The organism is Aeromonas sp. 3P (assembly GCF_051919745.1).
In the GTDB taxonomy this organism is placed as follows: Bacteria; Pseudomonadota; Gammaproteobacteria; order Enterobacterales; family Aeromonadaceae; genus Aeromonas; species Aeromonas veronii.
This window is the reverse complement of record NZ_JBQBED010000001.1, coordinates 524,870-550,534: the sequence shown is the minus strand read 5'-3', so window position 1 is coordinate 550,534 and position 25,665 is coordinate 524,870. Positions and strand designations below refer to the sequence as shown.

The 25,665-nt window shown below is 59.3% G+C and carries 16 protein-coding genes; 13 read left to right on the top strand and 3 right to left on the bottom strand.

The genetic code is table 11. From position 1 onward, the window contains the following. Positions 1–91 precede the first annotated feature (91 nt). The 10 genes from ygfK (at position 92) to xdhC (ending at position 17,035) form a co-directional block, all read left to right on the top strand. Complete coding sequence (gene ygfK, locus ACTG19_RS02415; protein ID WP_439988680.1) at positions 92–3,202, top strand: putative selenate reductase subunit YgfK; 3,111 nt, start codon at positions 92–94, stop codon at positions 3,200–3,202. Between the two features lie 30 nt (positions 3,203–3,232). Continuing rightward, positions 3,233–4,561, top strand: a complete 1,329-nt coding sequence (gene ssnA, locus ACTG19_RS02410) for a putative aminohydrolase SsnA (RefSeq protein ID WP_439988679.1) — start codon at positions 3,233–3,235, stop codon at positions 4,559–4,561. Positions 4,562–4,641: 80 nt separating this feature from the next. Then, the gene (gene ygfM / locus ACTG19_RS02405; protein ID WP_439988678.1) at positions 4,642–5,418 is read left to right on the top strand and encodes a molybdopterin-dependent oxidoreductase FAD-binding subunit; all 777 of its coding nucleotides are present in this window, start codon (positions 4,642–4,644) and stop codon (positions 5,416–5,418) included. Further along, positions 5,415–8,312: a molybdopterin-dependent oxidoreductase Mo/Fe-S-binding subunit gene (locus ACTG19_RS02400; RefSeq protein WP_439988677.1), complete on the top strand. Its 2,898-nt coding sequence runs from the start codon at positions 5,415–5,417 to the stop codon at positions 8,310–8,312. Before ygfM ends, ACTG19_RS02400 begins: the two co-directional genes overlap by 4 nt. A gap of 95 nt (positions 8,313–8,407) precedes the next feature. Beyond that, positions 8,408–9,931: a nucleobase:cation symporter-2 family protein gene (locus ACTG19_RS02395; protein ID WP_439988676.1), complete on the top strand. Its 1,524-nt coding sequence runs from the start codon at positions 8,408–8,410 to the stop codon at positions 9,929–9,931. Positions 9,932–9,983: 52 nt separating this feature from the next. Continuing rightward, entirely contained in the window at positions 9,984–11,300 is a 1,317-nt protein-coding gene (gene guaD / locus ACTG19_RS02390) for a guanine deaminase (protein WP_005336781.1), read from the top strand. Between the two features lie 397 nt (positions 11,301–11,697). Continuing rightward, positions 11,698–12,999, top strand: coding sequence for an NCS2 family permease (locus ACTG19_RS02385; protein WP_180343373.1), 1,302 nt, complete (start codon positions 11,698–11,700; stop codon positions 12,997–12,999). A 364-nt stretch (positions 13,000–13,363) separates the two neighbouring features. Continuing rightward, on the top strand, positions 13,364–15,682 hold the full coding sequence (gene xdhA, locus ACTG19_RS02380) for a xanthine dehydrogenase molybdenum-binding subunit XdhA (protein WP_439988675.1): 2,319 nt from the start codon (positions 13,364–13,366) through the stop codon (positions 15,680–15,682). Beyond that, positions 15,675–16,553 carry a xanthine dehydrogenase FAD-binding subunit XdhB gene (gene xdhB, locus ACTG19_RS02375; protein WP_058058807.1) on the top strand — a complete coding sequence of 293 codons (879 nt, stop codon included), beginning with the start codon at positions 15,675–15,677 and terminating at the stop codon, positions 16,551–16,553. Before xdhA ends, xdhB begins: the two co-directional genes overlap by 8 nt. Continuing rightward, complete coding sequence (gene xdhC, locus ACTG19_RS02370; RefSeq protein WP_021230037.1) at positions 16,550–17,035, top strand: xanthine dehydrogenase iron sulfur-binding subunit XdhC; 486 nt, start codon at positions 16,550–16,552, stop codon at positions 17,033–17,035. Before xdhB ends, xdhC begins: the two co-directional genes overlap by 4 nt. Before the next feature lie 275 nt (positions 17,036–17,310). Here the strand turns inward: xdhC and ACTG19_RS02365 are convergent, their stop codons facing one another. Next, positions 17,311–17,850 carry a glycine zipper 2TM domain-containing protein gene (locus ACTG19_RS02365; protein WP_058058824.1) on the bottom strand — a complete coding sequence of 180 codons (540 nt, stop codon included), beginning with the start codon at positions 17,848–17,850 and terminating at the stop codon, positions 17,311–17,313. A 501-nt stretch (positions 17,851–18,351) separates the two neighbouring features. Here ACTG19_RS02365 and ACTG19_RS02360 point away from each other — a divergent pair. Further along, on the top strand, positions 18,352–18,540 hold the full coding sequence (locus ACTG19_RS02360; protein ID WP_113740031.1) for a hypothetical protein: 189 nt from the start codon (positions 18,352–18,354) through the stop codon (positions 18,538–18,540). A 62-nt stretch (positions 18,541–18,602) separates the two neighbouring features. Here the strand turns inward: ACTG19_RS02360 and ACTG19_RS02355 are convergent, their stop codons facing one another. Beyond that, on the bottom strand, positions 18,603–20,129 hold the full coding sequence (locus ACTG19_RS02355) for a YfcC family protein (RefSeq protein ID WP_201989479.1): 1,527 nt from the start codon (positions 20,127–20,129) through the stop codon (positions 18,603–18,605). 665 nt (positions 20,130–20,794) lie between these two features. Here ACTG19_RS02355 and ACTG19_RS02350 point away from each other — a divergent pair. Continuing rightward, positions 20,795–22,417, top strand: a complete 1,623-nt coding sequence (locus ACTG19_RS02350) for an acyl-CoA synthetase (RefSeq protein ID WP_439988674.1) — start codon at positions 20,795–20,797, stop codon at positions 22,415–22,417. Positions 22,418–22,503: 86 nt separating this feature from the next. Here the strand turns inward: ACTG19_RS02350 and ACTG19_RS02345 are convergent, their stop codons facing one another. Beyond that, positions 22,504–23,793: a sensor domain-containing diguanylate cyclase gene (locus tag ACTG19_RS02345; RefSeq protein ID WP_439988673.1), complete on the bottom strand. Its 1,290-nt coding sequence runs from the start codon at positions 23,791–23,793 to the stop codon at positions 22,504–22,506. 354 nt (positions 23,794–24,147) lie between these two features. Here ACTG19_RS02345 and ACTG19_RS02340 point away from each other — a divergent pair, with 354 nt between their 5' ends. Continuing rightward, positions 24,148–25,662, top strand: coding sequence for a KAP family P-loop NTPase fold protein (locus tag ACTG19_RS02340; RefSeq protein WP_439988672.1), 1,515 nt, complete (start codon positions 24,148–24,150; stop codon positions 25,660–25,662). Positions 25,663–25,665: the final 3 nt, after the last annotated feature.

Genomic DNA, 25,665 nt, shown 5'->3' with positions numbered 1-25,665 from the left:
TTGCTCCTCTCCTTGCCAAGGGGTAATGCCCGTGCGGGATACCCCATTTATTCATGCTGCCAATGTGCAGAACAGCTGCAAGGAGATAGCCATGGGCGATATTATGCGACCCGTTCCGTTCAAGAACCTGCTGACCCGTATTTTCGCGGAATATAAAGAGAGTCAGAGCATTTTCGGTATTCCCGCCGCGCAATTCTATCGCAAGCAGGACGAGCGCAAGATCAAGGTGTTCGGTGAAACCTGCGAGACCCCCATAGGCCCGGCAGCTGGCCCCCATACTCAGTTGGCCCAGAACATCGTCACCTCCTGGCTGACTGGCGGGCGCTTTATCGAGCTCAAGACGGTGCAGATCCTGGACCGTCTCGAACTGGAAAAGCCCTGCATCGACGCCGAAGACGAGTGCTTCAACACAGAGTGGTCCACCGAGTTCACCCTGCCCAAGGCGTTTGACGAGTATCTGAAGGCTTGGTTTGCCCTCTATCTGCTGGAGGAGGTGTTCGACCCCCGCCTCGACGGAGAGGCCAAGTCCTTCATCTTCAACATGAGCGTGGGTTACAACCTCGATGGCATCAAACAGCCACCGATGCAGCAGTTCATCCACAGCCTGATGGATGCCAGCAGCAATCCGAAATTTGCCGAGTACCAGCAGGTGGTACGCGAGCTGGTGGCCGACGAGCAGTTTATCACCGAGCTGGGACTGGGGGCGCGCCGCGATCGCCTGCAACAGCTGGTGGAGCACATCCCGGCCAATCTGGTTCATGGCGTTACCCTCTCTACCATGCACGGCTGCCCACCGAACGAGATTGAGGCCATCTGCCGCTACATGCTGGAAGAGAAGGGGCTCAACACCTTCGTCAAACTGAACCCGACCCTGCTGGGCTACCCGCGGGTGCGCGAGATCCTCGATACCTGTGGCTTTGATTACATTGGGCTGAGTGAAGAGTCGTTCGATCACGACCTCAAGCTGGATCAGGCCAAGGCCATGCTGACCCGCTTGATGGCGCTGGGGGCCGAGAAGGGGCTCACCTTCGGGGTCAAGCTGACCAATACCCTTGGCACCATCAACCGCAAGGGGGCGCTGCCGGGGGATGAGATGTATATGTCCGGCCGGGCGCTGTTCCCCCTCTCCATCAACGTGGCCGCCGTGCTGTCCCGCGCCTTCGATGGCAAGCTGCCCATCTCATACTCGGGCGGAGCCAGCAAGTTCAACATCGCCGAGATCTTCGAGACCGGTATTCGTCCCATCACCATGGCCACCGACCTGCTGAAACCGGGTGGCTACCTGCGTCAGATTGAGTGCCTCAAAGAGATAGATGCGTCGGACAGCTGGGGCATGAGTCAGGTGGACGTGGCCAAGCTGGAGGCGCTTGCCGCCAAGGCGCTCACCATGGATTACACCCAGAAGGAGTGGAAGTCCGAGGATCGCATCGAAGTGGGTGGTGGCCTGCCGCTGACCGACTGCTACGTGGCGCCCTGCGTCACCGCCTGCGCCGTGCATCAGGATATCCCCGAGTACATTCGCCTGATGGGCGAGGGAGAGTATGTGGCAGCCCTTGAGCTGATTTATCAGCGCAACGCCTTGCCCGCCATCACCAGCCATATCTGCGATCACCAGTGCCAGTACAACTGCACCCGTCTCGATTACGACAGCCCGCTCAATATCCGTGAGCTGAAAAAAGTGGCGCTGGAGCGCGGCTGGGAAGGGTACAAGGCGCGCTGGCACAAGCCGGCAGGCAGCGGTGACAAGCACCCGGTTGCGGTTATTGGTGCAGGCCCGGCTGGTCTCTCCGCCGGTTACTTCCTGGCCCGTGCCGGCCACCCGGTCACCGTGTTCGAGCGCGAAGCCGATGCCGGTGGCGTGGTCAAACACATCATCCCCGAGTTCCGCATCCCGGCCGAGCTTATCCAGCACGACATCGACTTTGTCGCCGCTCACGGGGTCAAGTTCGAGTTTGGCTGCGATCCGGCGCTCACCATCGACAAGCTGCATGCTCAGGGCTTTACCTATGTCTTCGTCGGCATCGGTGCCGACAAGAATGGCGGTATGCGCCTCGATGGGGGGCACGAGCGGATTTACAAATCCTTCCACTTCCTGCGCAGCTTCAATCAGGGCAAGCCGCTGCCGCTCGGCCGCCATGTGGCGGTGATCGGCGCCGGCAACACCGCCATGGACTGTGCCCGCGCCGCCCTCAAGGTACCCGGTGTCAGCGATGTGACCGTTATCTACCGTCGCAGCGAAAAAGAGATGCCCGCCTATCGCGAGGAGTATCTGGAAGCGGTGGAGGATGGGGTGCGTTTCTGCTTCCTCACCAATCCGGAGCGTTTTGACAAAGATGGCAAGCTGACCGTGCGGATGATGGCGCTGGGGGATCCTGACGAGCAGGGCCGCCGCCGTCCGGTGCCGACCGAGCAGACTGAAGTGATGCAGATGGATGCCCTGATCACCGCCATCGGCGAGCAGCCTGATTGCGAGGTATTGAAAGCGATGGGCATTCCCCTTGGCAGCGATGGCTGGCCGGACGTGGATAGCCAGACCGGCGAAACCAGCCGTCGCAACGTCTTCCTGATTGGCGATGTGCAGAGCGGCCCGTCCTCCATCGTCGGTGCCATCGGCGGTGCCCGCCGCGCCGCGGATCTGGTGCTCTCTCGCGAGCATATCGCTGGCAGTCAGTCCGAGGTCTCAATCCAGCCGTCGGGCAAGGACGAGATCTACCGCCGCAAGGGGAGCATCGCCGTCACCATGGTTGACAAGAGCGAGCGTGATGCCTTCGTGGCGCAAGAGGCACACCGTTGCCTCGAGTGCAACTACCTCTGCAGCAAGTGCGTGGATGTCTGCCCCAACCGGGCCAACGTCGCCATCGCGGTGCCGGGCTTCAAAGACCAGTTCCAGACCCTGCACCTGGATGCCTACTGCAACGAATGTGGCAACTGTGCCCAGTTCTGCCCGTGGCAGGGCAAGCCCTATCAGGACAAGGTCACCATCTTCAGCCTGCCCGAGGACTTCGACAACAGCCGCAACCCCGGTTTCTATCTGGCTGACGGTGGCGAACTGCGGGTGCGTCAGGATGGCGAGACCTATCGCCTGACCATAGACGCCCAGAGCCAGATCAAGGATGCGCCAGCGGCCCTTGGCGACATGTGCCGGATCATCAGCCATGTCCACGCCCATCACCACTACCTGCTGGGGGCCGTCGAGGTCTGAGCGAATAACGAATAAGCGAAGGAGCAAACCATGTTTATTCTGAAAAACGTCACCGCCGTCCAGCTGGAGCCGACCCGGGTACTGGAAGGGGTGGATATCGCCATCGAAGGCACCCTTATCAAAGCGGTAGGGCCCAATCTGCGGGCCCTCTACCCGGAGGCCAACTATCGGGAGATGGGCGGTAAGCTGGTGATGCCGGGCATCGTCTGCGCCCACAACCACTTCTACTCCGGCCTGTCGCGGGGGATCATGGCCAACATCGCCCCCTGCCCGGATTTTATATCTACCCTGAAAAACCTCTGGTGGCGGCTCGATCGGGCGCTCGATGAAGAGTCCCTTTACTACAGCGGCCTCATCTGCTCGCTGGAAGCGATCAAGAGCGGTTGCAGTGCGGTGATCGACCACCACGCTTCGCCCAACTTCATCAAGGGCTCCCTGAATGTGCTGCGCAAAGGGTTTATGGAGGCGGGCCTGCGTGGCATGACCTGCTTCGAGACCACGGATCGCAACGGCGGCCTCGCCGAGCTGCAGGCCGGGGTGGAAGAGAACATCCTGTTCGCCCAACAGATCGATGCGGCCAAAGCCAAGGGGAGCGAACCCTATCTGGTGGAAGCCCATATTGGTGCCCACGCCCCCTTCACCGTGCCCGACGAGGGGCTGGCCATGCTGCGCGAAGCGGTACAGGTTACCGGTCGCGGGCTGCATATCCATGTGGCGGAAGACCGTTACGACATGGCCCACGGCCACCACCACTATGGCAAGGAGCCCATCGCCCGGCTGGACGAGTTTGGTCTTATCGACAGCAAGACCCTGATCGCCCACGGCATCTACCTGAGCCCGGCCGACATCGAGCTGCTCAACAGCCGCGATGCCTTCCTGGTGCACAACGCCCGCTCCAACATGAACAACCATGTGGGCTACAACATGCATCTGCCGGAGTATCGCAACCTGGCGCTGGGTACCGATGGTATCGGCTCCGACATGCTCGAAGAGCTCAAGTTTGCCTACTTCAAGCACAAGGATGCCGGCGGAGCGCTCTGGCCCGACAGCTTTGCCCGCTTCCTCTGGAATGGCAACACCCTGCTGGAGCGCAACTTCGACGCCAAATTTGGCCGCCTGGAGCCGGGATACAAGGCCGACCTCACCATTTGTGACTACGCCGCACCGACCCCGCTGGCGCCGCGCAACCTCGGCGGCCATCTCGCCTTTGGCATGGGCTCTGCCAGCGTTAACAGCGTGATGGTCGAGGGTCGCATGGTCTATCAGGACCGCGAGTTCGCCTTTGACGTCGAGCCCATTTATCAGCAGGCCAGCAAGGTGGCGAGCCGCCTGTGGCAACGGATGGATCAGCTGGCCTGAGGCCACCCTCCACAATTTTGGACCGGATTGCCCGCCCTGTGGATCTCCCCGGCGGCGGGCTGCAAGAGTAAGGACGACACATGATTGAGCAATTCTTCCGACCCGAACAACTGGGTCAGGCTTTGGAACTCAAGGCCCGCTTTGGCAACGACGCCGTCTACATGGGGGGCGGCAGCAAGCTCAACGCAGCCCCGACCCGCACCGACAAGAAGGTCGCCATCTCGCTGGACAAGCTCGGACTTGGCCAGATTGAGCAGCAGCACGGTCAACTCCACATCGGCGCCACCGTCACCCTGCAAGCACTCAAAGATGACCCCCGTACCCCGGCCGCCCTGTGCGAGGCGCTGGGGTTTGTCTACTCCCGCCATGTGCGCAATCAGGCCACCATTGGCGGCGAAATTGCCTGCCAGCAGCAGGACTCCCCGCTGCTGCCGGTACTGCTGGTACTCGAAGCCGTGGTGGTGCTGGAGAACAATCAGTTGCAACCCATCGATGCCTATCTGGCGGGCCAGCGCAAGGAGCTGGTGCTGGGGGTGGTGCTGCCGGAGCCCGCGCTGCGCTGCGCCACTCGCCGCATCAGCCGCAACGCCGACGGTCTGACGGTGATGACCGCCGCGGTGGCCCTCGACAGCATTGGCGAGATGCGGGTGGCCGTCGCTGGCGTCACCCCGCAGCCGATGCGCCTGCGGGATCTGGAGCGCCGAGATCTGCACGATGCCGCGCTGGAGGCCGCCGTGAGCGAGCTGATTGCGCCCCGTGAGGATCTGGCGGGCAGCATAAGTTACAAGCGGTATATCACCGGCGTGGTAGTGGCGGAGCTGCTGGTGGACTGCCAGCAGCAGGAGGTGCAAGCATGATGGAACTCAACTTTACCCTGAACGGTGCCCTGCGCACCGTCATCTGCAAGGTCGGTGACAATGCCCAGCGGGTGCTGTTCAATCAGTGCCGGATGCACTCGGTGCGCAACAGCGACGACGGCTTCGGTTTTGCCGGCTCCGACGCCATTCTCTTCAATGGCAAGGTGATCAACGCCTCCCTGCTGATCGCAGCCCAGCTGGATGGAGCAGACGTGCGCACCGCCGAGTCCCTCGGCAGCTGGAACCAGCTCAGTCTGGTACAGCAGGCGATGGTGGATGTGGGGGTAGTTCAGTCCGGTTACAACGATCCGGCTGCGGCGCTCATCGTCACCGACCTGCTTGATCGCCACCCCAACCCCACCCGTGATCAAATCGATGACGCGCTCTCGGGCCTGTTTCACCGGGACGGCGGCTACCAGCAGTTCTATCAGGCCATCGAACTGGCCTGTTCACGGATGAAGAATCCCGATTACCTGTGCCAGATTGCCCCCGAGTTCCGTGACGATCTGCGCCACATCGGCAAGAGCTGCCCAAAAGTGGACGCCGCCAAGATGGTGCAGGCCAAGCCCTGTTATGTGGAGGATCGGGTTACCGACGATGCGTTGATCATCAAGATGCTGCGCAGCCCCCATCCCCATGCGGTGATCACCAAACTCGATGTGAGCCGCGCGCAAGCGCTGCCGGGCGTCGTGCATGTCATCACCCACCTCAACTGCCCGGATGTGTTTTACACCCCGGGTGGCCAGAGTGCCCCTGAGCCGTCACCCCTCGATCGCCGCATGTTCAGCCGCAAGCTGCGTCACGTAGGTGATCGTGTTGCCGCTGTGGTGGCCGAGAGCGAAGCCATCGCATTGGCGGCCCTCAAACTCATCGAGGTCGAGTATCAGGTTCTGCCAGCGGTCATGACTATCGATGAGGCGATGGCCCCCAATGCACCGCTGGTGCACGACGAGCCCATTGTCTACATGGCCGGTGCCCCTGCGGATCTCGAGCAGCAGAACGCCTGCTCGGTGCGCCGCGGCGACGAGCACATGATCATCAACTTCCCCATCGGCTCCCGCCCCCACGAGAACCTGGCCGCCAGCGTCCATGGCCAGATCGGCGACGTGGCCAAGGGCTTTGCCGAGGCGGACGAGATTGTCGAGCGCACCTACGAATCGACCCAGGCCCAGCAGTGCCCGACCGAGCCGCACATCTGCTTCACCTACATGGATGGGGATCGTCTGGTCATTCACGCCTCTACCCAAGTGCCGTGGCACGTGCGTCGTCAGGTAGCGCGCATTGTGGGCCTCAAGCAGCATCAGGTGCATGTGATCAAGGAGCGGGTAGGGGGCGGCTTTGGCTCCAAGCAGGATATCTTGCTGGAAGAGGTGTGCGCCTGGGCGACCAAGGTCACCGGCCGTCCCGTCACTTTCCGCTACACCCGTGAAGAGGAGTTCATCAGCAACACCTCCCGCCACGTGGCCAAGGTGAAGGTGAAAGTGGGGGCCAAGAAAGATGGCACCATTACCGCCATCGAGATGGATTTTCGCGCCAACACCGGCCCTTACGGCAACCACTCATTGACGGTGCCAAGCAACGGCCCGGCGCTCTCTTTGCCGCTCTATCCGTGCGACAACGTGCGCTTTACCGTCAACACCTACTACAGCAACATCTGTCCGACCGGCGCCTATCAGGGTTATGGCGCGCCCAAGGGTAACTTCGCGCTGACCATGGCGATTGCCGAACTGGCCGATAAACTGGAGATCGATCAGCTCGACATGGTGGAGCACAACCGGGTGCACGAAGGGGACATCCTCAAGGTGCTGGGTGCCATCGGTGAGGGCAAGATGCCCACCTCTGTGCCGCACGCGGCCAGTTGCGCGCTTGAACCCATCCTCAAGCAGGGTCGCGAGTTGATTGCCTGGGATAGCCCCAAACCCGCTGACGGGGATTGGCGCATCGGTCGTGGCGTCGCCATCATCATGCAAAAATCGGGGATCCCCGATATTGATCAGGCCAACTGCATGGTCAAGCTGGAATCGGACGGCACCTTTATCGTCCACTCCGGTGGCGCCGATATCGGCACCGGCCTCGATACCGTGGTGGCCAAGCTGACCGCTGAAGTGCTCGGTTGCCCGCTCAGCGATGTGCATGTGATCTCTGGCGACACCGACCATGCCCTGTTCGACAAGGGGGCCTACGCCTCGTCCGGTACCTGCTTCTCCGGCAACGCGGCCAAGATGGCGGCCGAGAACCTCAAGGCGAAGATCCTGTTCCACGGCGCCGCCATGCTGGGCGAGCCGGTCGAAGACGTAGAGCTGGTTCACCCCGGTATCGTGCGCGGCAAGAAGGGGGAGGTGACCCTCGCCAAGCTGGCCCACAAGGCCGAGACCGGCACCGGCTTCGGCATTCTGGTGGGCACTGCCAGCTACATCACCTCTGAGCTTGCCTTCCCATACGGGGCCAACTTCGCCGAGGTGGCGGTCAACGTCAGAACCGGCGAGATCCGGCTCGACAAGTTCTACGCCCTGCTCGACTGCGGCACTCCCATCAACCCGGAGCTGGCCCTCGGCCAGATCTACGGGGCGACCATGCGGGCCATCGGCCACACCATGAGCGAAGAGATCTGCTACGACAGCAAGGGCATCCCGCTCACCCGGGATCTGAAGAGCTATGGCGCGCCCAAGATTGGCGATATTCCGCGCGACTTCCGGGCCTTCCTGGTACCGAGTGACGACAAGGTTGGCCCCTACGGCGCCAAGTCCATCTCGGAGATCGGGGTGAACGGTGCGGCGCCCGCCATCGCCACCGCCATCCACGACGCCTGCGGCGTCTGGCTGCGCAAGTGGCACTTCACGCCGGAACAGATCCTGCGCGAACTGGGCAAGCTGGAGCAAAAAGTGTCGGCATAACAAAAGAAAAGGTGAGGGGCGGGCGCCAGCTCGCCCCCAGCGCCTGACGGCGGAATGAGTACTCCGCCTACATTCTGTGTGATGGGACAAACACGATGTCTAAAACAACACGCAAGCACTCGGATCTCATTTACGAGCTGGAAGACAAACCCCCGTTTTATCAAACCCTGATGGGCGCAGTGACCCATCTACTGGCGATTTTTGTCCCCATGGTGACCCCGGCGCTGATCGTCGGCGGCGCCCTGGGCCTCTCCACCGAGACCACCGCCTATCTGGTCTCCATGGCGATGATCGCCTCCGGCATCGGCACCTGGTTGCAGGTGAACCGTTATGGCCCCATCGGTTCGGGGCTGCTCTCCATCCAGTCGGTCAACTTCTCCTTCGTGACCGTGATGATCGCCCTCGGCGGCGCCATGAAAAAAGATGGCATCCACGAGGAGCTGATCGTCTCGACCCTGCTCGGGGTCTCCTTTGTCGGTGCCTTTCTGGTGATGGGCTCCTCCTTCGTGCTGCCCTATCTCAAGCGGGTGATCACCCCGACCGTGAGCGGTGTGGTGGTACTGATGATTGGCCTGAGCCTTATCAAGGTGGGGATCATCGACTTTGGCGGCGGCTTCTCTGCCATGAGCAGCGGCACCTTTGGCAAATACGAGCACATCGGGCTGGGGCTCTTGGTGCTCTGCGTTATCGTCGCCTTCAACTGCAGTCGAAGCCCGCTGCTGCGGATGAGCGGCATTGCCATCGGCCTGCTGGTGGGTTATGCGGTGGCCCTGATGCTCGGCATGGTGGATTTCTCCGCCCTTGAGGACCTGCCGCTTATTACGGTGCCGATCCCGTTCAAGTACGGTTTTTCCTTCGATTTTCACGCCTTTATGTTGGCGGGCACCATCTATCTGTTGAGCGTGCTGGAGGCGGTGGGGGACATCACCGCCACCGCCATGGTCTCCCACCGGGATATTCAGGGGCCTGAATTTCAAAAACGGCTCTCCGGCGGCGTGCTGGCTGACGGTCTGGTATCGGTGATCGCCTCTGCCCTCGGCTCTTTGCCACTCACCACCTTTGCCCAGAACAACGGCGTCATCCAGATGACCGGGGTGGCGTCACGCCATGTGGGCAAGTTTATCGCCGTCATTCTGGTGCTGCTGGGGCTCTTCCCTGTGGTGGGGCGCTTCTTTACCACCATACCGTCACCTGTGATGGGGGGAGCCATGGTCATCATGTTCTCGATGATCGCCATCGCCGGTGGTCGCATCATCATCAGCCACGGTTTCGATCGGCGGGAGACCCTGATTGTCGCCACTTCGCTGGGTCTTGGACTCGGCGTCTCCTATGACCCGAACGTCTTCAAGGTGCTGCCGGCGGGTATCTATATGCTGGTGGAGAACCCCATCTGCGCCGGCGGCATCACCGCCATCATCATGAATCTGGTGCTGCCACAGAGCCGCAAGCGCAAGGCAGCCGTCAGGGATGCCGAGGCGGTGGAGGTGATCCAGCTGAGCGACAAGCCGGATGTGATCTTTACCGCCCGCAGCGCGGGCCAGCCATTGGCCAGCAAGGGGGAGGGTTCACCCGAGCCAGTGCCTGGGCAGGCGGTGGCGCCACAAGTGGAACGGATCTGACGGTTAAACCGGCAAAAAACGTCAACAGAACAAGAAAAACAGGGAAACGGTTATGAAAAACGACAACTCTGTCAAAGCGGTACGCGGCAGCTTCTTCGATATCACCCGGGTGGTGGATCAGCCCGAGGAGATTGAGTCCAACGCCCGCCTTATAGAGGATGGTCTGCTGATCATTCGCAACGGCTGCATCGACTGGTTCGGTGAGTGGGAGGAGGGGAAAGATCGCATTCCGGCCGAAGTGCGGGTGCGCGATTATCGCGGCAAGATGATAGTGCCGGGCTTTGTCGATACCCACATTCACTATCCCCAGAGCGAGATGGTAGGGGCCTATGGCGAGCAGCTGCTGGAGTGGCTCAACCGCCACACCTTCCCGGCCGAGCGGCGCTACAACGATCTCGAATATGCCCGCGAGATGTCCACCTTCTTTATCAAACAGCTGCTGCGAAACGGCACCACCACGGCGCTGGTGTTTGGCACCGTTCACCCCGAGTCGGTGGATGCCCTGTTCGAGGCGGCCAGTCGAATTAATATGCGGATGATCGCCGGCAAGGTGATGATGGATCGCAATGCGCCCGATTATCTGCTCGATACAGCCGAGAGCAGCTATGTGCAGAGCAAGCAGCTTATCGAGCGCTGGCACGGCAATGGTCGACTGCTCTATGCCATCACACCACGATTTGCACCCACCTCGACACCCGAGCAGCTGGCGATGGCGCGGCGACTGCGCGAAGAGTTTCCCACCACCTATCTGCACACCCATCTGTGCGAGAACAAGGACGAGATCGCCTGGGTCAAATCTCTTTTCCCGGCGCACAAGGGCTATCTCGATGTCTATCACCAGCATGGGCTGACCGGCCACAACTGCGTCTTTGCCCACTGCGTCCATCTGGAAGAGCAGGAGTGGGATTGCTTGAAGGAGACCGGCTCCACCATCGCGTTTTGCCCCACCTCGAATCTTTATCTCGGCAGCGGCCTGTTCAAGCTGCACAAGGCGTGGCGCAAGCAGGTGAAGGTGGGGATGGGCACCGACATCGGCGCGGGCACCACCTTCAATATGCTGCAGACCCTCAACGAGGCCTACAAGGTGATGCAACTGCAGGGCGAACGGCTCTCGGCCTATCAGGCTTTCTATCTGGCCACCCTGGGCGGCGCCCATTCGCTGGGGCTGGACGAGAAGATCGGCAGCTTTGCGGTGGGCAAGGAGGCGGACTTCGTGGTGCTCGACCCGGTCGCTACCCCGCTGCAGCAGCTGCGTTATGACAACTCCACCACCCTGCGGGACAAGCTCTTTGTGCTGTTGACCCTGGGGGATGACAGATCCATCTACCGCACCTATGTGGATGGCCAACTGGTGCATGAACGGGGGTAGAGGCTGGAGTGGGCTGCCGCGGCGCAGCCCCAACGAATACGGTGGCTGGCGTGCCCCACAGGGGCGCCAGTCTTGCCGCACCACAGGGGATCTCCCCGCATAGAACGTGAAATGGCCCGGTTTTTTTGACCAGCAAGGCAAACGTTTGAGTCAAGGCTGCCTGCCCTGGTCTGTCTGTAGCATCCTCTGCCTCCATCGCCTGTTTCTCATCAGACTGGCGCGAGGCAGACCCGCAGATCCTGTCGCCATTTCGTCATGGAACATTCAGGCGCGTGTGAAGGAGTTGGGTATGACCCAAGCAAACAGCAGGACAAACAGCGTGGAACAGCTGGCCAATGATGACGCCAGCCCTAGCGCAGCAAAGCAACAGCCGCTCACGGCTCTTGATCGCTACTTTATGATCAGCGAGCGGGGCAGCAATGTCAGACAGGAGGTTCTGGCGGGCCTCACCACCTTCCTTGCCATGGTCTACTCGGTGATCGTGGTGCCGAGCATGCTCGGCAAGGCGGGCTTTCCCCCCGGCGCCGTGTTTGTCGCCACCTGTCTGGTGGCGGGGTTCGGTTCGCTCTTGATGGGGCTCTGGGCCAAGCTGCCGATGGCCATCGGCTGCGCTATTTCCCTCACGGCGTTTACTGCCTTCAGTCTGGTGCTGGGGCAGCAGATCCCCATTCCGGTGGCGTTGGGGGCCGTCTTCCTGATGGGGGTGCTGTTTACCGCCATCTCGGTGACTGGGGTGCGTAGCTGGATCCTCGACAACCTGCCGATGGGGATTGCCCACGGCACCGGCATCGGGATTGGTCTCTTCTTGCTGCTTATCGCCGCCAACGGGGTGGGGCTGGTGATCAAGAACCCGCTCGAGGGGCTGCCGGTGGCGCTGGGAGCCTTTACCTCTATGCCGGTCATTATGTCCCTGATCGGCCTTGCGGTGATCTTCGGGCTGGAGAAGCTGAGAGTACCGGGCGGGATCCTGCTGGTGATCATCGCCATCTCCATCTTCGGCCTTATCTTCGATCCGGCGGTGAAGTATCAGGGATTGTTCGCCCTGCCGAGCCTTTCGGACGATCAGGGCAAGTCCCTCATCTTCAGTCTGGACATCATGGGGGCCCTCTCGCCGCTGGTGCTGCCCAGCGTGCTGGCGCTGGTGATGACAGCGGTATTCGATGCCACCGGCACCATCCGGGCCGTGGCGGGGCAGGCCAACCTGCTGGATAAGGATGGTCACATCATCAACAGCGGCAAGGCGCTCAGTGCCGACTCGGTCAGCAGCATCTTCTCCAGTCTGGTGGGGGCGGCCCCGGCTGCCGTCTATATCGAATCGGCCGCGGGCACGGCGGCGGGTGGCAAAACCGGCCTGACCGCTACCGTGGTTGGCGGCCTGTTCCTGCTGATGCTGTTCCTCTCGCCGCTCTCCTATCTGGTGCCCGCCTATGCCACGGCGCCGGCCCTGATGTATGTGGGGCTCTTGATGCTGAGCAATGTCACCAAGCTCGATTTCGATGACTTTGTCGGGGCCATGTCCGGGCTGGTGTGCGCGGTCTTTATCGTGCTCACCTGCAACATCGTCACCGGCATCATGCTTGGCTTCAGCTCGCTGGTGATCGGCCGCATCTGCTCGAAGGAGTGGCACAAGCTCAACGTCGGCACCGTGGTCATCGCCCTGGCGCTGGTGCTCTTTTATGCTGGAGGGTGGGCTATTTAGGGATAACCCTCCCGTTTGGGGTCGCTCTGGCGGCCCCATTTTTATATCTGCGGCGCTCTGACCGTCAACGCTGGTTACCATGCCTTAGCTGCTGGTGCCATCGCGATACCATTTTGATAAATCTCCCTACCAGATTGATAGGCTCTCGCCCTTGTTGTCCTCGCAATGCCGATTTTTTCACCGCCGACGGGACACATTTGCTCAGGGGCTGCCCCTGGCTTGTCGCTTCGGGCCAACAAAAGCGGGCTAGATGGGATCCCCTTCACACTTCTCCCCATTCTCCTGATGAGGGCGGGAAACAGGCGCATATCTTGCTGTTTTTTATGCCGGTTCCAGATTTTTCCATTCGAAAAAGGACTTGCATATGTCCATAGGATTACCGCTCCAGCGGGTGGATGCCGAGGCCAAGGTGACCGGCAGCGCCCGCTATACCGATGACAACATCATGCTCGGGATGCGCCACGCCAAGTACGTGCGAAGCAATATTGCCCACGGCAAGGTGCTCGCCATCGATGCGACCGAGGCACTGGCCCTGCACGGGGTCGAAGCCGTATTTACCCATGAAGATGTCCCCACCACCTGTTTTCGCACCGCCGGTCACGCCTGGTCCCTCGATGAGGCGAAACGGGATGTGAAAGACCGCCGTCTGCTCACCGACCATGTACGCCACTTTGGTGATGGGGTCGCCATCGTGGTGGCGCGCGATCCGCTGGTGGCCGAAAAAGCGGCCGCGCTGGTCAAGGTGACTTACGAGCCGCTGCCGGTGATGACGGATGCCCAAAGCGCGCTGGCCGACGGTGCCTATCCCATCCACCCGAGCGGCAATCTGCTGCGCCAAAGCCAGCTTCGCGCCAATGACCCGGAGCAGGCCATTGCCTCCGCTGACCTGCAATTTCAGGGGCACTACCGGACGCCGGTGGTGCAGCACTGCCATCTGGAGACGGTGACCTGCTACGCCTACATGGATCAACCGGACCACATCATCGTCGTCAGCAGCACCCAGATCCCCCAGATTGTGCGCAGCCGGGTGGCCAAATCCCTCGGTCTGCCCTGGTCGAGCGTGCGGGTGATCAAGCCCTATATGGGCGGCGGCTTTGGCAACAAGCAGGATGTGCTGGAAGAGCCGATGGCGGCATTTTTGAGCTACAAGCTCGGCGGCGTGCCGGTCAAGGTTACCTTGAGCCGGGAGGAGTGCTTCTTTGCTTCCCGCACCCGCCACGGCTTTGCCATCGACGGCATCATCGGTATCAACCGGGATGGCATCCTCAAGGGCTATCAGCTCGACGTGCTCTCCAACACCGGTGGCTATGCTTCCCACGGCCACTCCATCGCCAGCGCCGGCGCCAACAAGATCAGCTACCTCTATCCGCGCAGCGCCTTTGGCTACGACGCCAAAACCTTCTACAGCAACCTGCCCACCGCCGGTGCCATGCGCGGTTACGGTGCGCCGCAGGTGGTGTTTGCCCTTGAATGCATGCTGGATGATGCCTGCGCCGAGTTGGGTCTGGATCCGCTCGAAGTACGCATCGCCAACGTGGCGCGCGAGGGGGATGTCAATCAGGTCAACCAGAAGACCATCTACAGCGCAGGGCTCCCTGAGTGTCTGCGCCGGGGCGGCGAGCAGTTCCAGTGGGAACGGCTCAAGGCCGAATGTCTGGCGCAGGATCCGGCAAGTCGGGTACGCCGTGGCATCGGGGTTGCGTGTTTTAGCTACGGCTCCAACACCTACCCGGTGGGGGTCGAAATTGCCGGCGCCCGCATGCTGCTCAATCAGGATGGCACCGTCAATCTGCAGATCGGCGCTACCGAGATAGGACAGGGGTCGGATACCGTCTTTGCCCAGATGGCGGCCCAGACGTTAGGCATTCCGTTTGAGCAGATCCGGGTCATTTCGACTCAGGATACCGACATTACCGCCTATGATCCGGGCTCGTTCGCCTCGCGCCAGAGCTATGTGGCAGCCCCCGCCATCCATCAGGCGGCGCTGCAGCTGCGGGCGCGCATTTTGTCGCTGGCAGCCCAACTCTGCCATCAGGATGTGGGATCGCTGACCCTGATCGACGGCTACGTGGTGCTGGCCGGTGCGCCGGACAAGGTGCTGATCAGCGTCGCCGAGGTGTCGGTCAATGCTTATTACCATCTCACCATCGGCGGCCAGATCACCTCGGAAGTCTCCCACAAGACCACCACCAACCCGCCGAGCTTTGGCTGTACCTTTGTCGATCTCAGCGTCGATATCGATCTCTGCAAGGTGACCATCAATCGCATCCTCAACTTGCACGATGCGGGCAAGATCCTCAATCCGCAGCTGGCGGAGGGACAGGTGCATGGCGGCATGGGGATGGGGATCGGCTGGTCCCTGTTCGAGGAGATGATCATCGACGCCAAGACCGGTGTGGTGCGCAACCCCAACCTGCTCGACTACAAGTTCCCCACCATGCTGGATTTGCCCGAGCTTGAATGCGACTTCGTGCAGACCTACGAGCCCCAGTCGGTCTATGGCCACAAATCCCTGGGGGAACCGCCTATCATCTCGCCGGGCCCCGCCATCCGTAACGCCATTCGCATGGCGACCGGCGTCGCCATCAACGAGCTGCCCATCACCCCCAAGACCCTGTTCCGGGAGTTTGTCGCGGCGGGTTTGATTGGCGAGGGAGCAGGGGAGGAGCAACACCATGTTTGATATTGCCCGTTACTACAAGGCGCACAGTGTGGCCGAGGCGGTCGCCCTGCGTCAGGCTGACCCCGAGGCGCGTTTGCTGGCAGGCGGCACCGATGTGATGATCCAGCTGCATCACCTCAACGCCGCCTATCGCCATATCGTCGATATTCACGACTTGCCCGAACTCAAAGGGGTGAGCGAGTTGCCGGACGGATCGATCCGTATCGGCTCCGGCACCACCTTTACCGAGCTGATTGAAAACGAGCTGGTGCAGCGCCGCCTGCCGATGCTGGCTGAAGCGGCCGCCACCATCGCCGGGCCGCAGATCCGCAACGTCGCCACCTATGGCGGCAACATCTGCAACGGCGCCACCAGTGCCGACTCGGCGGCGCCTACCGTGGCGCTGGAAGCGGAGCTGGAAATTGCCGGGCCCAATGGTACGCGCCGCATCCCCATCGCCGGATTTCATACCGGCCCCGGCAAGGTGGCGCTGCAACCGGCGGAGATCCTGGTGGCGTTTCACTTTGCCCCGGACGCGCACACCCAGGTGGGCTCCCACTACTTCAAGTACGCCATGCGCGATGCCATGGATATCGCCACCATCGGCTGCGCCGCCTACTGCCAGATTGAGGATGGTCACTTTAAGCGCCTGCGGCTGGCCTATGGGGTGGCGGCCCCGACACCGGTGCGCACCCCTCACGCGGAAGCGGCGGCCGAGGGGCAACCGCTGACTCGCGCCACACTGGCAGCGATTGCCGAGGCTGTGGTAGCCGATGTGGCGCCGCGATCCTCCTGGCGGGCAGAGAAGGAGTTTCGCCTGCACCTTATCAAAACCCTGGCGCAGCGGGTGGTCGCCTGCGCAGTCGAACGTGCCGGAGGGAAGATCCTATGATGCAACCGCAAAGCTGTCCCGCCGTGGAGATCCAGTGCGAGATCAACGGCAAGCCTTACTCCTATGCAGTGCCGCCCACCATGTCGCTGCTCCACTTCCTGCGCGGGCAGGGGCTGATCAGTGTGAAAGAGGGGTGCAGTGTCGGTGAGTGCGGCGCCTGTACCGTGCGGGTGAATGGCACGGCCATCGACAGCTGCCTCTATCTGGCGGTCTGGGCCGATGGCAAATCCATTCGTACCGTGGAGGGGGAACGCAAAGGTAACGAGCTCTCTGATGTGCAGCAGGCCTTTATCGACGAGGGGGCGGTGCAGTGCGGTTTTTGCACGCCTGGTCTTGTGATGGCGAGCGCCGCCCTGCTCGACAAGACCGAACGCCGTCCGCTGACCGATGCGGAGATCCGCCGCGGGCTGTCGGGCAACCTCTGCCGCTGTACCGGTTATCAGAACGTGGTACGGGCGGTGAAGAAGTGTTGCAAAGGGTGATAGTTCGGGTGCCGTGAGTGGTGCGTGCCGTTATTTGAAAAAAGGAAATACCGGTTATCAGAACGCCATCTTTGGGAATGGTGGCGCCCGGGACGGGCGCGAGTAGGTCAATAACCTATGGTGTTGACGCTCGTATCCTGCAAGTGGTGGTGCAAAGGGTGATAGTTCGGGTGCCGTGAGTGGTGCGTGCCGTTATTTGAAAAAAGGAAATCAAGCCGCCCACACAGGCCCGCCTCGAAAGAGGCGGGCCTGCTGCTGAGTGGGGTCAGGAGAAATCACACTTTTGGCTGGTCGATCACCAATTTGCCATCTTTGACCGGAATGGTGGCGCCCGGGACTTGCTTCATGCGGATCACCCCCTCCTGACCTGCGAGGCGATAGGTCACGTCATAACCTATGGTGTTGACGCTCGTATCCTGCACGGTCTTGCAGCGCTGCTCGGTGGTGGTGTAGGTATCGCCCGCCTGCATATTGCCCTGCACCTGATTACCGGCATAGCCACCCGCGACGGCCCCTGCAGCAGTGGCCACCTTCTTGCCGCTGCCGCCGCCAAACTGGTGGCCAACCACGCCACCCAGCGCCGCGCCAACCACTGTGCCGAGGATCTTGTGCTCATCCTGTACCGGCTTGCGGTGGGTCACGGTGACGTTGCGACACTCCTGTCGGGGAGTCTTGATGGTCTCGGTGATCGGCTTGCTGGCGATCACCTCGGCAAAGGTGGGCTGGGGTGTAAAGAGGGAGCCGCTGGCCGCCGCCGAGAGTGCCAGGGCCGAGGCGATGCCAATACCGATACCTGCCATCATGGATCTGTTCATCTTGTTGTTCTCCTGCATACCCATACGGGCTGTTCCAATCTGGCGCCATCTTGTCATAACCGGTTGGCCGGACAAGGCGAGGGGGATGGGCCTGCGACAGGCGCTGGCAAGGTCAAAAAATAGCCACCATGAAAAAGTGTCGGGCTTTGGCGACAACGGACTAAAAGTGACCAGTTTCCGTCGCATGGCGGGCTTTGCCAGTGTGATAAGGAGCAATTCGAGTCGCAATTTGCAAGGCGGGCGGTGAGCAGAATGCCAGAGTGGCAAAGTGCTGACGGGGGCAGGTCAAGGGAGGTCTTGAACAAGGGCTCTGTTTGTTGAGATGGCCACGCAAGTAATTGATAAATGGCTCCAGCCCCATCGGATGTTGGCCGATAAGAGATCACGGCAAGCATTTTGCTTTGATTGGGTGAAGCAAAGGGTGAGCGGGTCGGCAGACAACTGCGTAAGACCTGATATGAAGACGTTCACCCGAGATCACCGGATCAACGAGGGGGAGATATGTCAATGTTACCCAGCTGGATCACCCCGGCCGTCCAGGCCAACATCATCACGGCGCAGCAGGCCGAACGTCTGCTCTCATCCCTCTACCGGCCCCTGGCCGAGCAGGGAGAGGAGCTTCCTGCCGATATCGCCGACATCAGCCTTAAACTCTACTGCTTCCGCCAGCAGGAGCGGGTGCGCCACTAAGACTGACAAAAGAACACCCCGCGCCAGGCTCGGGGTGTTGTCACTCATGTATCACAGGCCCATCAGGCCAACATCACTTGCACCACCAGCATCAGGGCGCCAAATCCCAGCACAAAACCCACCATGGGCAGCACGAACTTGACCCACTTGTTGAACTGGATGCCGAGCATCTGCAGAGTGACCAGCACCAGTCCGGTGGGGGCCAGAAACAACATGGCGTATTGCCCCCAGTTGTAGGCCGACACCACGATATAGCGCGGGATCATGACGGTATCTGCCAGCGGCGCCATGATGGGCATGGAGAGCACTGCAAGCCCCGAGGAGGAGGGCACCACCAGCCCCAGCAGGGCGAACACCAGCATCTGCGCCACCGCGAACACGGCGCCATGCATGCCGGAGACCAGATCGGAGGCATAGGCCAGAATAGTGTCCGAGATCATCCCCTGATCCAGCACCAGATTGACCCCCCGCGCCAGTCCGATGATGAGCGAAACGGCCACCAGCTCCGATGCGCCCTGGGTGAAGGCTTCGACCGCCTCTTTCTCTTTGAGGCCCGAGATAAAAATGATGATGATGGCGATGGTCAGGAAGGAGGCCGCCATCTGCGGGAACCACCAACCCGCCATGGAGACGCCCCACACCATCAGCGGGAAGGCGAGGATAAACAGGGTCAGAATGATCTTGCGGCGCAGGGTGAAGGGCACCCCTTCGTCCATAGAGCCCTCTTTGAGAAAACGGGCGCGAAAACTCTCTCTGTCCTCATAGGTGTAGGAGAAGGCTGGATTGGCCTTGATCTTCTTGCAGTACCAGTAGAGATAACCGATCACCACCAGGGTGCCCACCAGACAGCCAATGGCGCGAAAGATCAGCCCCTCGGTAAAGGGAATGCCAGCGGCATTGGAGGCGATCACCACCGAGAAGGGATTGATGGTGGAGAAGGTGGTTCCCATGGAGGCGGCGAGGAAGATGGCCCCTACGCAGACGATGGAGTCATAGCCGAGCGCCAGAAAGATGGGCACCAGTATGGGGTAGAAGGCGACCGCTTCTTCCTCCAGTCCGCAGGTGGTGCCTCCCAGCGCCATTACGAAGCAGACCAGCGCCACAAACAGGAACTCGTTGCCCCGGGTCTTGCGTGACAACGCCACCAGCCCTGCACTGAAGGCACCTGTCTTGTTGATGACGCCGATCAGCCCCCCGAGCACCAGAATAAAGACGATGATATCCGCCCCCTCTATGGTGCCCTTGACCATGCTGACTGCCACGTCACCGAGCCCCTTGGGCGCTTGCTCCAGTCGTGCATAGGTGCCGGGAATGGCGATGGGCTTGCGGATGGTGCCGTTGGTAAATTGCTCCACCGCGATATTGATATTGAGTTTTGCCAGAGCATCCTGGGTTGCGGGAAGTCGGCTTATTTCCCCCTGTGGGCTATTGACCATCAGGCTTTCACTGACCGGATTATATGAGAGCTTGGCATAGGCGCCCGCCGGAATTATCCAGGTCAGCGCAATGGCCAGCAACATAATAAGAAACAGAATGGTAAATGCAGTAGGGAATTGTCTGCGTGGTGTAGTATTCGGCACGGCACTCATAAAATGCTCCTTGATAAAGCAGGTTTGGGCTCGGCGGAATATCGGGTCGATAGGGTTTCTGCGTCATACATCTAAGGTACGCAAACTCACTGTGGATTGCGTAGTGATTGGCGAGAAATCTGGCCTGATATTGAACATCCGGTAGATTGTTTCACGTTGTAACCGTAACCCGTGCTCGGCTGGATGAACATGGCACCATGCTCACTTTATGGGATGGCTCACAGAATTTATTTGTCATGGATCTAATAGCTGATATGAAATAAAAGTTATTATGCAATAACTATTTCAGCTTTCGTTTAATGTGGCTTGTCTTAAATAAATGCCATGAAAGTAGTGCGCACCGAGATGAATGAAATGACATATAAAGAGGCTTTGGCGGAATAATATTCCATTATCGCCATTTTTGTTATTCGCCAAAAACAGCCAGTGAAAAAAATGGCACGCTTTCCCGTAATGAAATATTTTTTGCAACGAAAACAGGGAACCCCTGTTGGCAGCAGGCTGTTCCTGTCTAAGACGTTTTGCTAATACCTGCCGCCGCAGGCTCGCTGTTAGGCTGTCATCCCCATAAGAGACCAGTGACGGGCAGGATGCCCATGTCGCTTACTGATCTCTGAATCATCCCTAAACTGCCCGTTTTGTGCCACTTGTGAGGAAGGAACCCGATGACAGTGCAGAACATCTATCAGCGCGATCTGGAAAAAAATCCCGCCAATTTCGAGGCCCTGACCCCCATCAGCTTTTTGGGGCGGGCGGAGCGGGTCTACCCCGACTATCCGGCGCTGATCCACGGCCCGCTGCGCCAGAGCTGGGGCGAGACCGCCCGCCGTTGCCGCCAGTTGGCCTCTGCCCTGCGGCTTCGCGGTATCGGGGAGGGGGATACCGTCTCCATCGTTGCGCCCAATATCCCGGCGATGTTTGAAGCCCATTTCGGGGTGCCGATGAGCGGCGCCGTGCTCAACACCATCAATACCCGGCTCGATGCCGAGTCGATGGCCTTTATCTTCCAGCATGCCCAGAGCAAGGTGGTGCTGGTGGACAGGGAGTTTGGCCCTGTGGTGCGCAAGGCGCTGGATCTGCTGGAGAGCCAACCGCTGGTCATCGCCATCGATGATCCCCTCTACCGGGAGGGTGCGCTTATCAGTGACCTCGACTATGAACAGTTCCTTGCGCAAGGGAGTGGCGATGAACCCGGCTGGTTGCCAGAGGATGAGTGGCAGGCCATCTCACTTAACTACACCTCCGGCACTACCGGCAACCCCAAGGGTGTGGTCTATCACCATCGCGGCGCCCACCTCAACGCCATCAACAACGTACTCTCCTGGGAGCTGCCCAAACATCCCGTCTACCTCTGGACATTGCCGATGTTTCACTGCAACGGCTGGTGTTTCCCCTGGACGCTGGCGGCCACCGCCGGGGTGAGCGTCTGCCTGCGGCATGTGCAGGCCGCCGCCATTTATGAGGCGCTGCACGAGCACAAGGTGAGCCACTTCTGCGCAGCGCCCATCGTGCTCAATATGCTCAACAATGCCGATCCGGCGCTCAAGCGGGGGCTGGATCACCCCATCAAGGTGATGACCGCTGGCGCTGCGCCCCCCGCCACCGTGATCGCCGGTATGGAAGCGATGGGGATCGCTGTGACCCACGTCTATGGCCTGACCGAAACCTATGGCCCCTGCGTGTTGTGCGAACCGCAAAGAAGCTGGCAAGGTCAGGATGCCACGGCGCTCTCCCGCCTCAAGGCGCGCCAGGGGGTTGCGTCACCTCTGCAGGGGGAGATGCGGGTCATCAATCCGGTCAGTGGCGAGCCGGTGGCCAAGGATGGCAAAACCATGGGAGAAATAGTGCTGCGCGGTAATGTGGTGATGAAAGGCTATCTGAAAAATCCGGCGGCCAGCGCCGAGGCGATGGCGGAGGGGTGGTTTCGCAGTGGCGATCTGGCGGTATGGCACCCGGATGGTTATGTGGAGATCAAGGACAGATCCAAGGACATCATCATCTCCGGCGGGGAGAATATCTCCAGTCTGGAGGTGGAAGATGTGCTCTATCGCCATCCCGATGTGGACGAAGCGGCGGTGATCGCCATGCCCGATGAGAAGTGGGGGGAGGTGCCCTGCGCCTTCGTCAAACTGAAAGAGGGGCGAGAGACCACCCAGGCGGAGTTGATCGCCTTTTGCCGGGAGCAGATGGCCCACTTCAAGGCCCCCAAACGCATCATCTTCACCCCGCTGCCGAAAACCTCCACCGGCAAGGTGCAAAAGTTTGTGCTGCGCAAACAGCTGGGGTAGCGGCCTGTTCGTAAGGAGCCAGCACAGCCATTCATAGGAGGGAGATACGAGGGAGCTGGAGGGCTGCTGGCCCTCCCGTTGTATGGCTAGGGTGCCTTGCAGGCGACGCAGTTGCGGCCGCTCTGTTTAGCCTGATAGAGCATCTGATCGGCGCGGGCGTAGAGGCTCTCCATCAGCTCCCCTTCGCCATTTTCCACCAGTCCGGCGCTGATGGTGATGACCAGCTTCTCCCCATCGGGTAGGGGGAGCGGGCTTTGCATCACCTGCAGGCGCAGCCGCTCGGCCAGGGATGCGGCGGCCGAGAGGGTGGTGTTGGGTAGCAAGATGGCAAACTCGTCACCGCCGATGCGGGCCAACACATCTTCGCTGCGCAGCACCGATTGCATCACCCTGCCCAGATGCACCAGCGCGCTATCCCCAAGGGGATGGCCGAAGCGATCGTTGATGCACTTGAACTGATCCACATCCAGCACCATCAGCACCGAGGTGAGGTGGTGGCGCATGTCCAGACTGAGGTTCTTCTCGCACAACTCGAAAAAGAAACGGCGGTTGTAGAGACCGGTGAGGCCATCGCGCACCGACTGTTGGTGCAGCTGCTCCTTGAGCTGGTGCAGTTCGGTAATGTCGGAGGAGATACCGATCAGGGTGGGGGTGCCATCCCCCAGCAGAAAGGGCACCTTGACCGACCAATAGTAGTGCTGATTTCCCTCGGGATCGGTCAGCATCTCTTCCCCGGCTTGCAGCTCGCCGGTTTCGAATACCCGGTTGTCCAGCCGCCACAGCTGGCAGGCGCTGGCAGCCGGGATCACCTCGTCATCGCGCCGGTTGATGATCTGCTCGGCAGGAAGGCCCAGCAGATCGGCGACCTTTTGGTTGACGTAGAGAAAGCGGTGCAGGCTGTCCTTCATATAGATATGGGCATCCACATTGGCGAGGATGATTTCCAGCAGTTGATGCTGCTCCGCCATGCGGGCCTCAATCAGCTTGTGTTCGGTGATATCGGTGGAGATGCCGCACAGGCCGATCAGGTTGCCATCCTTGTCATGGATGGGCTTTTTAACGGTCCAGTAGCAGCGCTTTTCCCCGGTGGATTTGAGGTAGTTGATCTCCTCCTGGGCGATGGCGAGTTGTTGCTCCAGTACCAACCGGTCGTTGCGTTGAATGGTGTCGGAGAATTCGAGATCAAAAAAGGCCCGATCATCCTGCCCCTGCAACTCGGCGAGGGTGCAACCAAAGAGATCCAGCACCGCCTGATTGGCATAGGTGTAACGGCCCGCCAGATCCTTGGTAAACATGTAGGCGTCCGTCTCGTTGAAGATGGCTTTGAGGTGATCCAGCTCATGCTGTAACTGGATAGAGAAGGGTTCATTCTTCATGGGGTTAACCATCCTTGGTCAATGGAGTCGTTGTATACCGCGCTAATATATGTACCAACGGTTTAAATTAAGCACTGAACAGGCCATATTTCGTGTTTATTTCCGCAAGTTCTGCGCCATGTCACACGATTGTCATCGTTGGTGTGGTCAAAGGAAATCAACTGAGTCCGTGGCTATGCAGATAACCGTCCCACCTATATCGGCCCGGCATCGTGGGCGAGCAGCAGAGCAATTGCCCGGCAGTTAAATACGCCAGCCCGAGCGGCAGAAAGGGCAACAAACAGGTCTTTAATCAAACAATTTTCACTGTGCCCCTGATATCATCCTCAGCAACGCAATATGGAGAGATTCGAGATGGCAGTGGCACCGTTTAATTGGGATGACGTTGTTCAGTGGGACGGGCCGGGGGCCATTGCGGGTAGCGAAGAGATCTTGAGTGCCGATCGGCTTGATCGTGCCCGCTATGCAGAGTTTCTGACCAACTACTTGGCCGCCGAAGGCAAGCAGCGCAACTATGTGCTCAACCTCAATGCCGAGTGGGGGGCGGGTAAAACCTGGTTTATCAAGCGCTGGTATATGGAGCTGAAAGCGCACTATCCCACCGTCTATATCGATGCCTGGCAGCAGGACTTTTCCGATGATCCCTTATTGACGGTGATTTCGTCGATTATTGAACAGCTGAAAGAAGAAGCGGGTAGCCCTCAGCTTTCCCCCTATCTGTCGACCAAATTGGCATCATTGTTAAAAGCAACTGCGCCGATAGTAACCAAGGCTCTGTTTAAAAAAGTCTCTGGCATCAATATCGATGAAGTCCAAGAGGTCATTACAGCTGATGACGCGGGCAAACTGGTTGAATCACTTTTTCAAGATACTCGTAAAAAGACAGAAGCAGTACAGTTGCTCAAGCATGAAATAAAACAGTGGGTTGAAGCAATTATTGGCAAGAAAAAGAAACAGGCACCCGCATTTATCCTGATTGATGAGCTGGATCGCTGTCGCCCCTCCTATGCGGTAGAAATGCTGGAGACCATCAAACATATTTTTGATATTCCCGGGGTAGTATTTGTACTGGCAACAGATACTGAGCAGTTGCAGCATGCTATCAAGGTCATTTATGGCGATGGTTTTGATGCAGAAAGCTATCTTGGACGATTTTTTCATAGACGATTTACGTTAGGCAGTATCTCTCGGCGAGAGTTTATTAAGCAGGCAGTTGTAGATAAAAAATTGCATTTTGAGTATATCAATGTATGGCCTGAGATCACTAATAGCCAAGTGTTGGTAAATGTATTAACTGCTGTTTGTGATCATTTTTCATTGAGCTTAAGAAAAACAGAGCAAGTGTTGGATCGAACGATCGCGTCCATCGTAAATTACCAAGGTCGCACATTAAATCTGATTTTTCTTGTTTACCTGTTCTCTCTATGCGAGAAAAACAATGGAGATTATCGCGCTGTAGCGGATGGCAAAATGCCTAAGACAGATAACCATCCTACTTTGAAAGGTTTTAATAGTCTGACAAGTGAGTATGAAGAACAACATTTTCAATGTTTTATAAAAGCAGGGAGTACTATAGGAAGTTATATTAAGTATGTCGATGGTGAACGATATGCAAATCCATTTAAAGATAGTGAATATATGGTTTCCTTGAGAAACATTTTAGTCATGTCTTATGAGGGGCTATTGAAGCCGACTTTAGATGATGAATATTCATCTCGTTTTATCTCGTTAACAATAGATTGTGTTAGGCGTATGCGGAATTTGACTGTAGAAGAAAACACTATTTTGGCAGAAAAGGAACTGTCACTATTGGAGCGACGCTTAACAACGTATAAAAATTTAGTTGAGCTAGCCGTGCATCTTGACTAAATA

Coding starts and splice junctions, on each gene's coding strand:
- ygfK (WP_439988680.1), top strand. CDS start 92: ATGGGCGATATTATGCGACCCGTTCCGTTCAAGAACCTGCTGACCCGT.
- ssnA (WP_439988679.1), top strand. CDS start 3,233: ATGTTTATTCTGAAAAACGTCACCGCCGTCCAGCTGGAGCCGACCCGG.
- ygfM (WP_439988678.1), top strand. CDS start 4,642: ATGATTGAGCAATTCTTCCGACCCGAACAACTGGGTCAGGCTTTGGAA.
- ACTG19_RS02400 (WP_439988677.1), top strand. CDS start 5,415: ATGATGGAACTCAACTTTACCCTGAACGGTGCCCTGCGCACCGTCATC.
- ACTG19_RS02395 (WP_439988676.1), top strand. CDS start 8,408: ATGTCTAAAACAACACGCAAGCACTCGGATCTCATTTACGAGCTGGAA.
- guaD (WP_005336781.1), top strand. CDS start 9,984: ATGAAAAACGACAACTCTGTCAAAGCGGTACGCGGCAGCTTCTTCGAT.
- ACTG19_RS02385 (WP_180343373.1), top strand. CDS start 11,698: ATGATCAGCGAGCGGGGCAGCAATGTCAGACAGGAGGTTCTGGCGGGC.
- xdhA (WP_439988675.1), top strand. CDS start 13,364: ATGTCCATAGGATTACCGCTCCAGCGGGTGGATGCCGAGGCCAAGGTG.
- xdhB (WP_058058807.1), top strand. CDS start 15,675: ATGTTTGATATTGCCCGTTACTACAAGGCGCACAGTGTGGCCGAGGCG.
- xdhC (WP_021230037.1), top strand. CDS start 16,550: ATGATGCAACCGCAAAGCTGTCCCGCCGTGGAGATCCAGTGCGAGATC.
- ACTG19_RS02365 (WP_058058824.1), bottom strand. CDS start 17,850: ATGAACAGATCCATGATGGCAGGTATCGGTATTGGCATCGCCTCGGCC.
- ACTG19_RS02360 (WP_113740031.1), top strand. CDS start 18,352: ATGTCAATGTTACCCAGCTGGATCACCCCGGCCGTCCAGGCCAACATC.
- ACTG19_RS02355 (WP_201989479.1), bottom strand. CDS start 20,129: ATGAGTGCCGTGCCGAATACTACACCACGCAGACAATTCCCTACTGCA.
- ACTG19_RS02350 (WP_439988674.1), top strand. CDS start 20,795: ATGACAGTGCAGAACATCTATCAGCGCGATCTGGAAAAAAATCCCGCC.
- ACTG19_RS02345 (WP_439988673.1), bottom strand. CDS start 23,793: ATGAAGAATGAACCCTTCTCTATCCAGTTACAGCATGAGCTGGATCAC.
- ACTG19_RS02340 (WP_439988672.1), top strand. CDS start 24,148: ATGGCAGTGGCACCGTTTAATTGGGATGACGTTGTTCAGTGGGACGGG.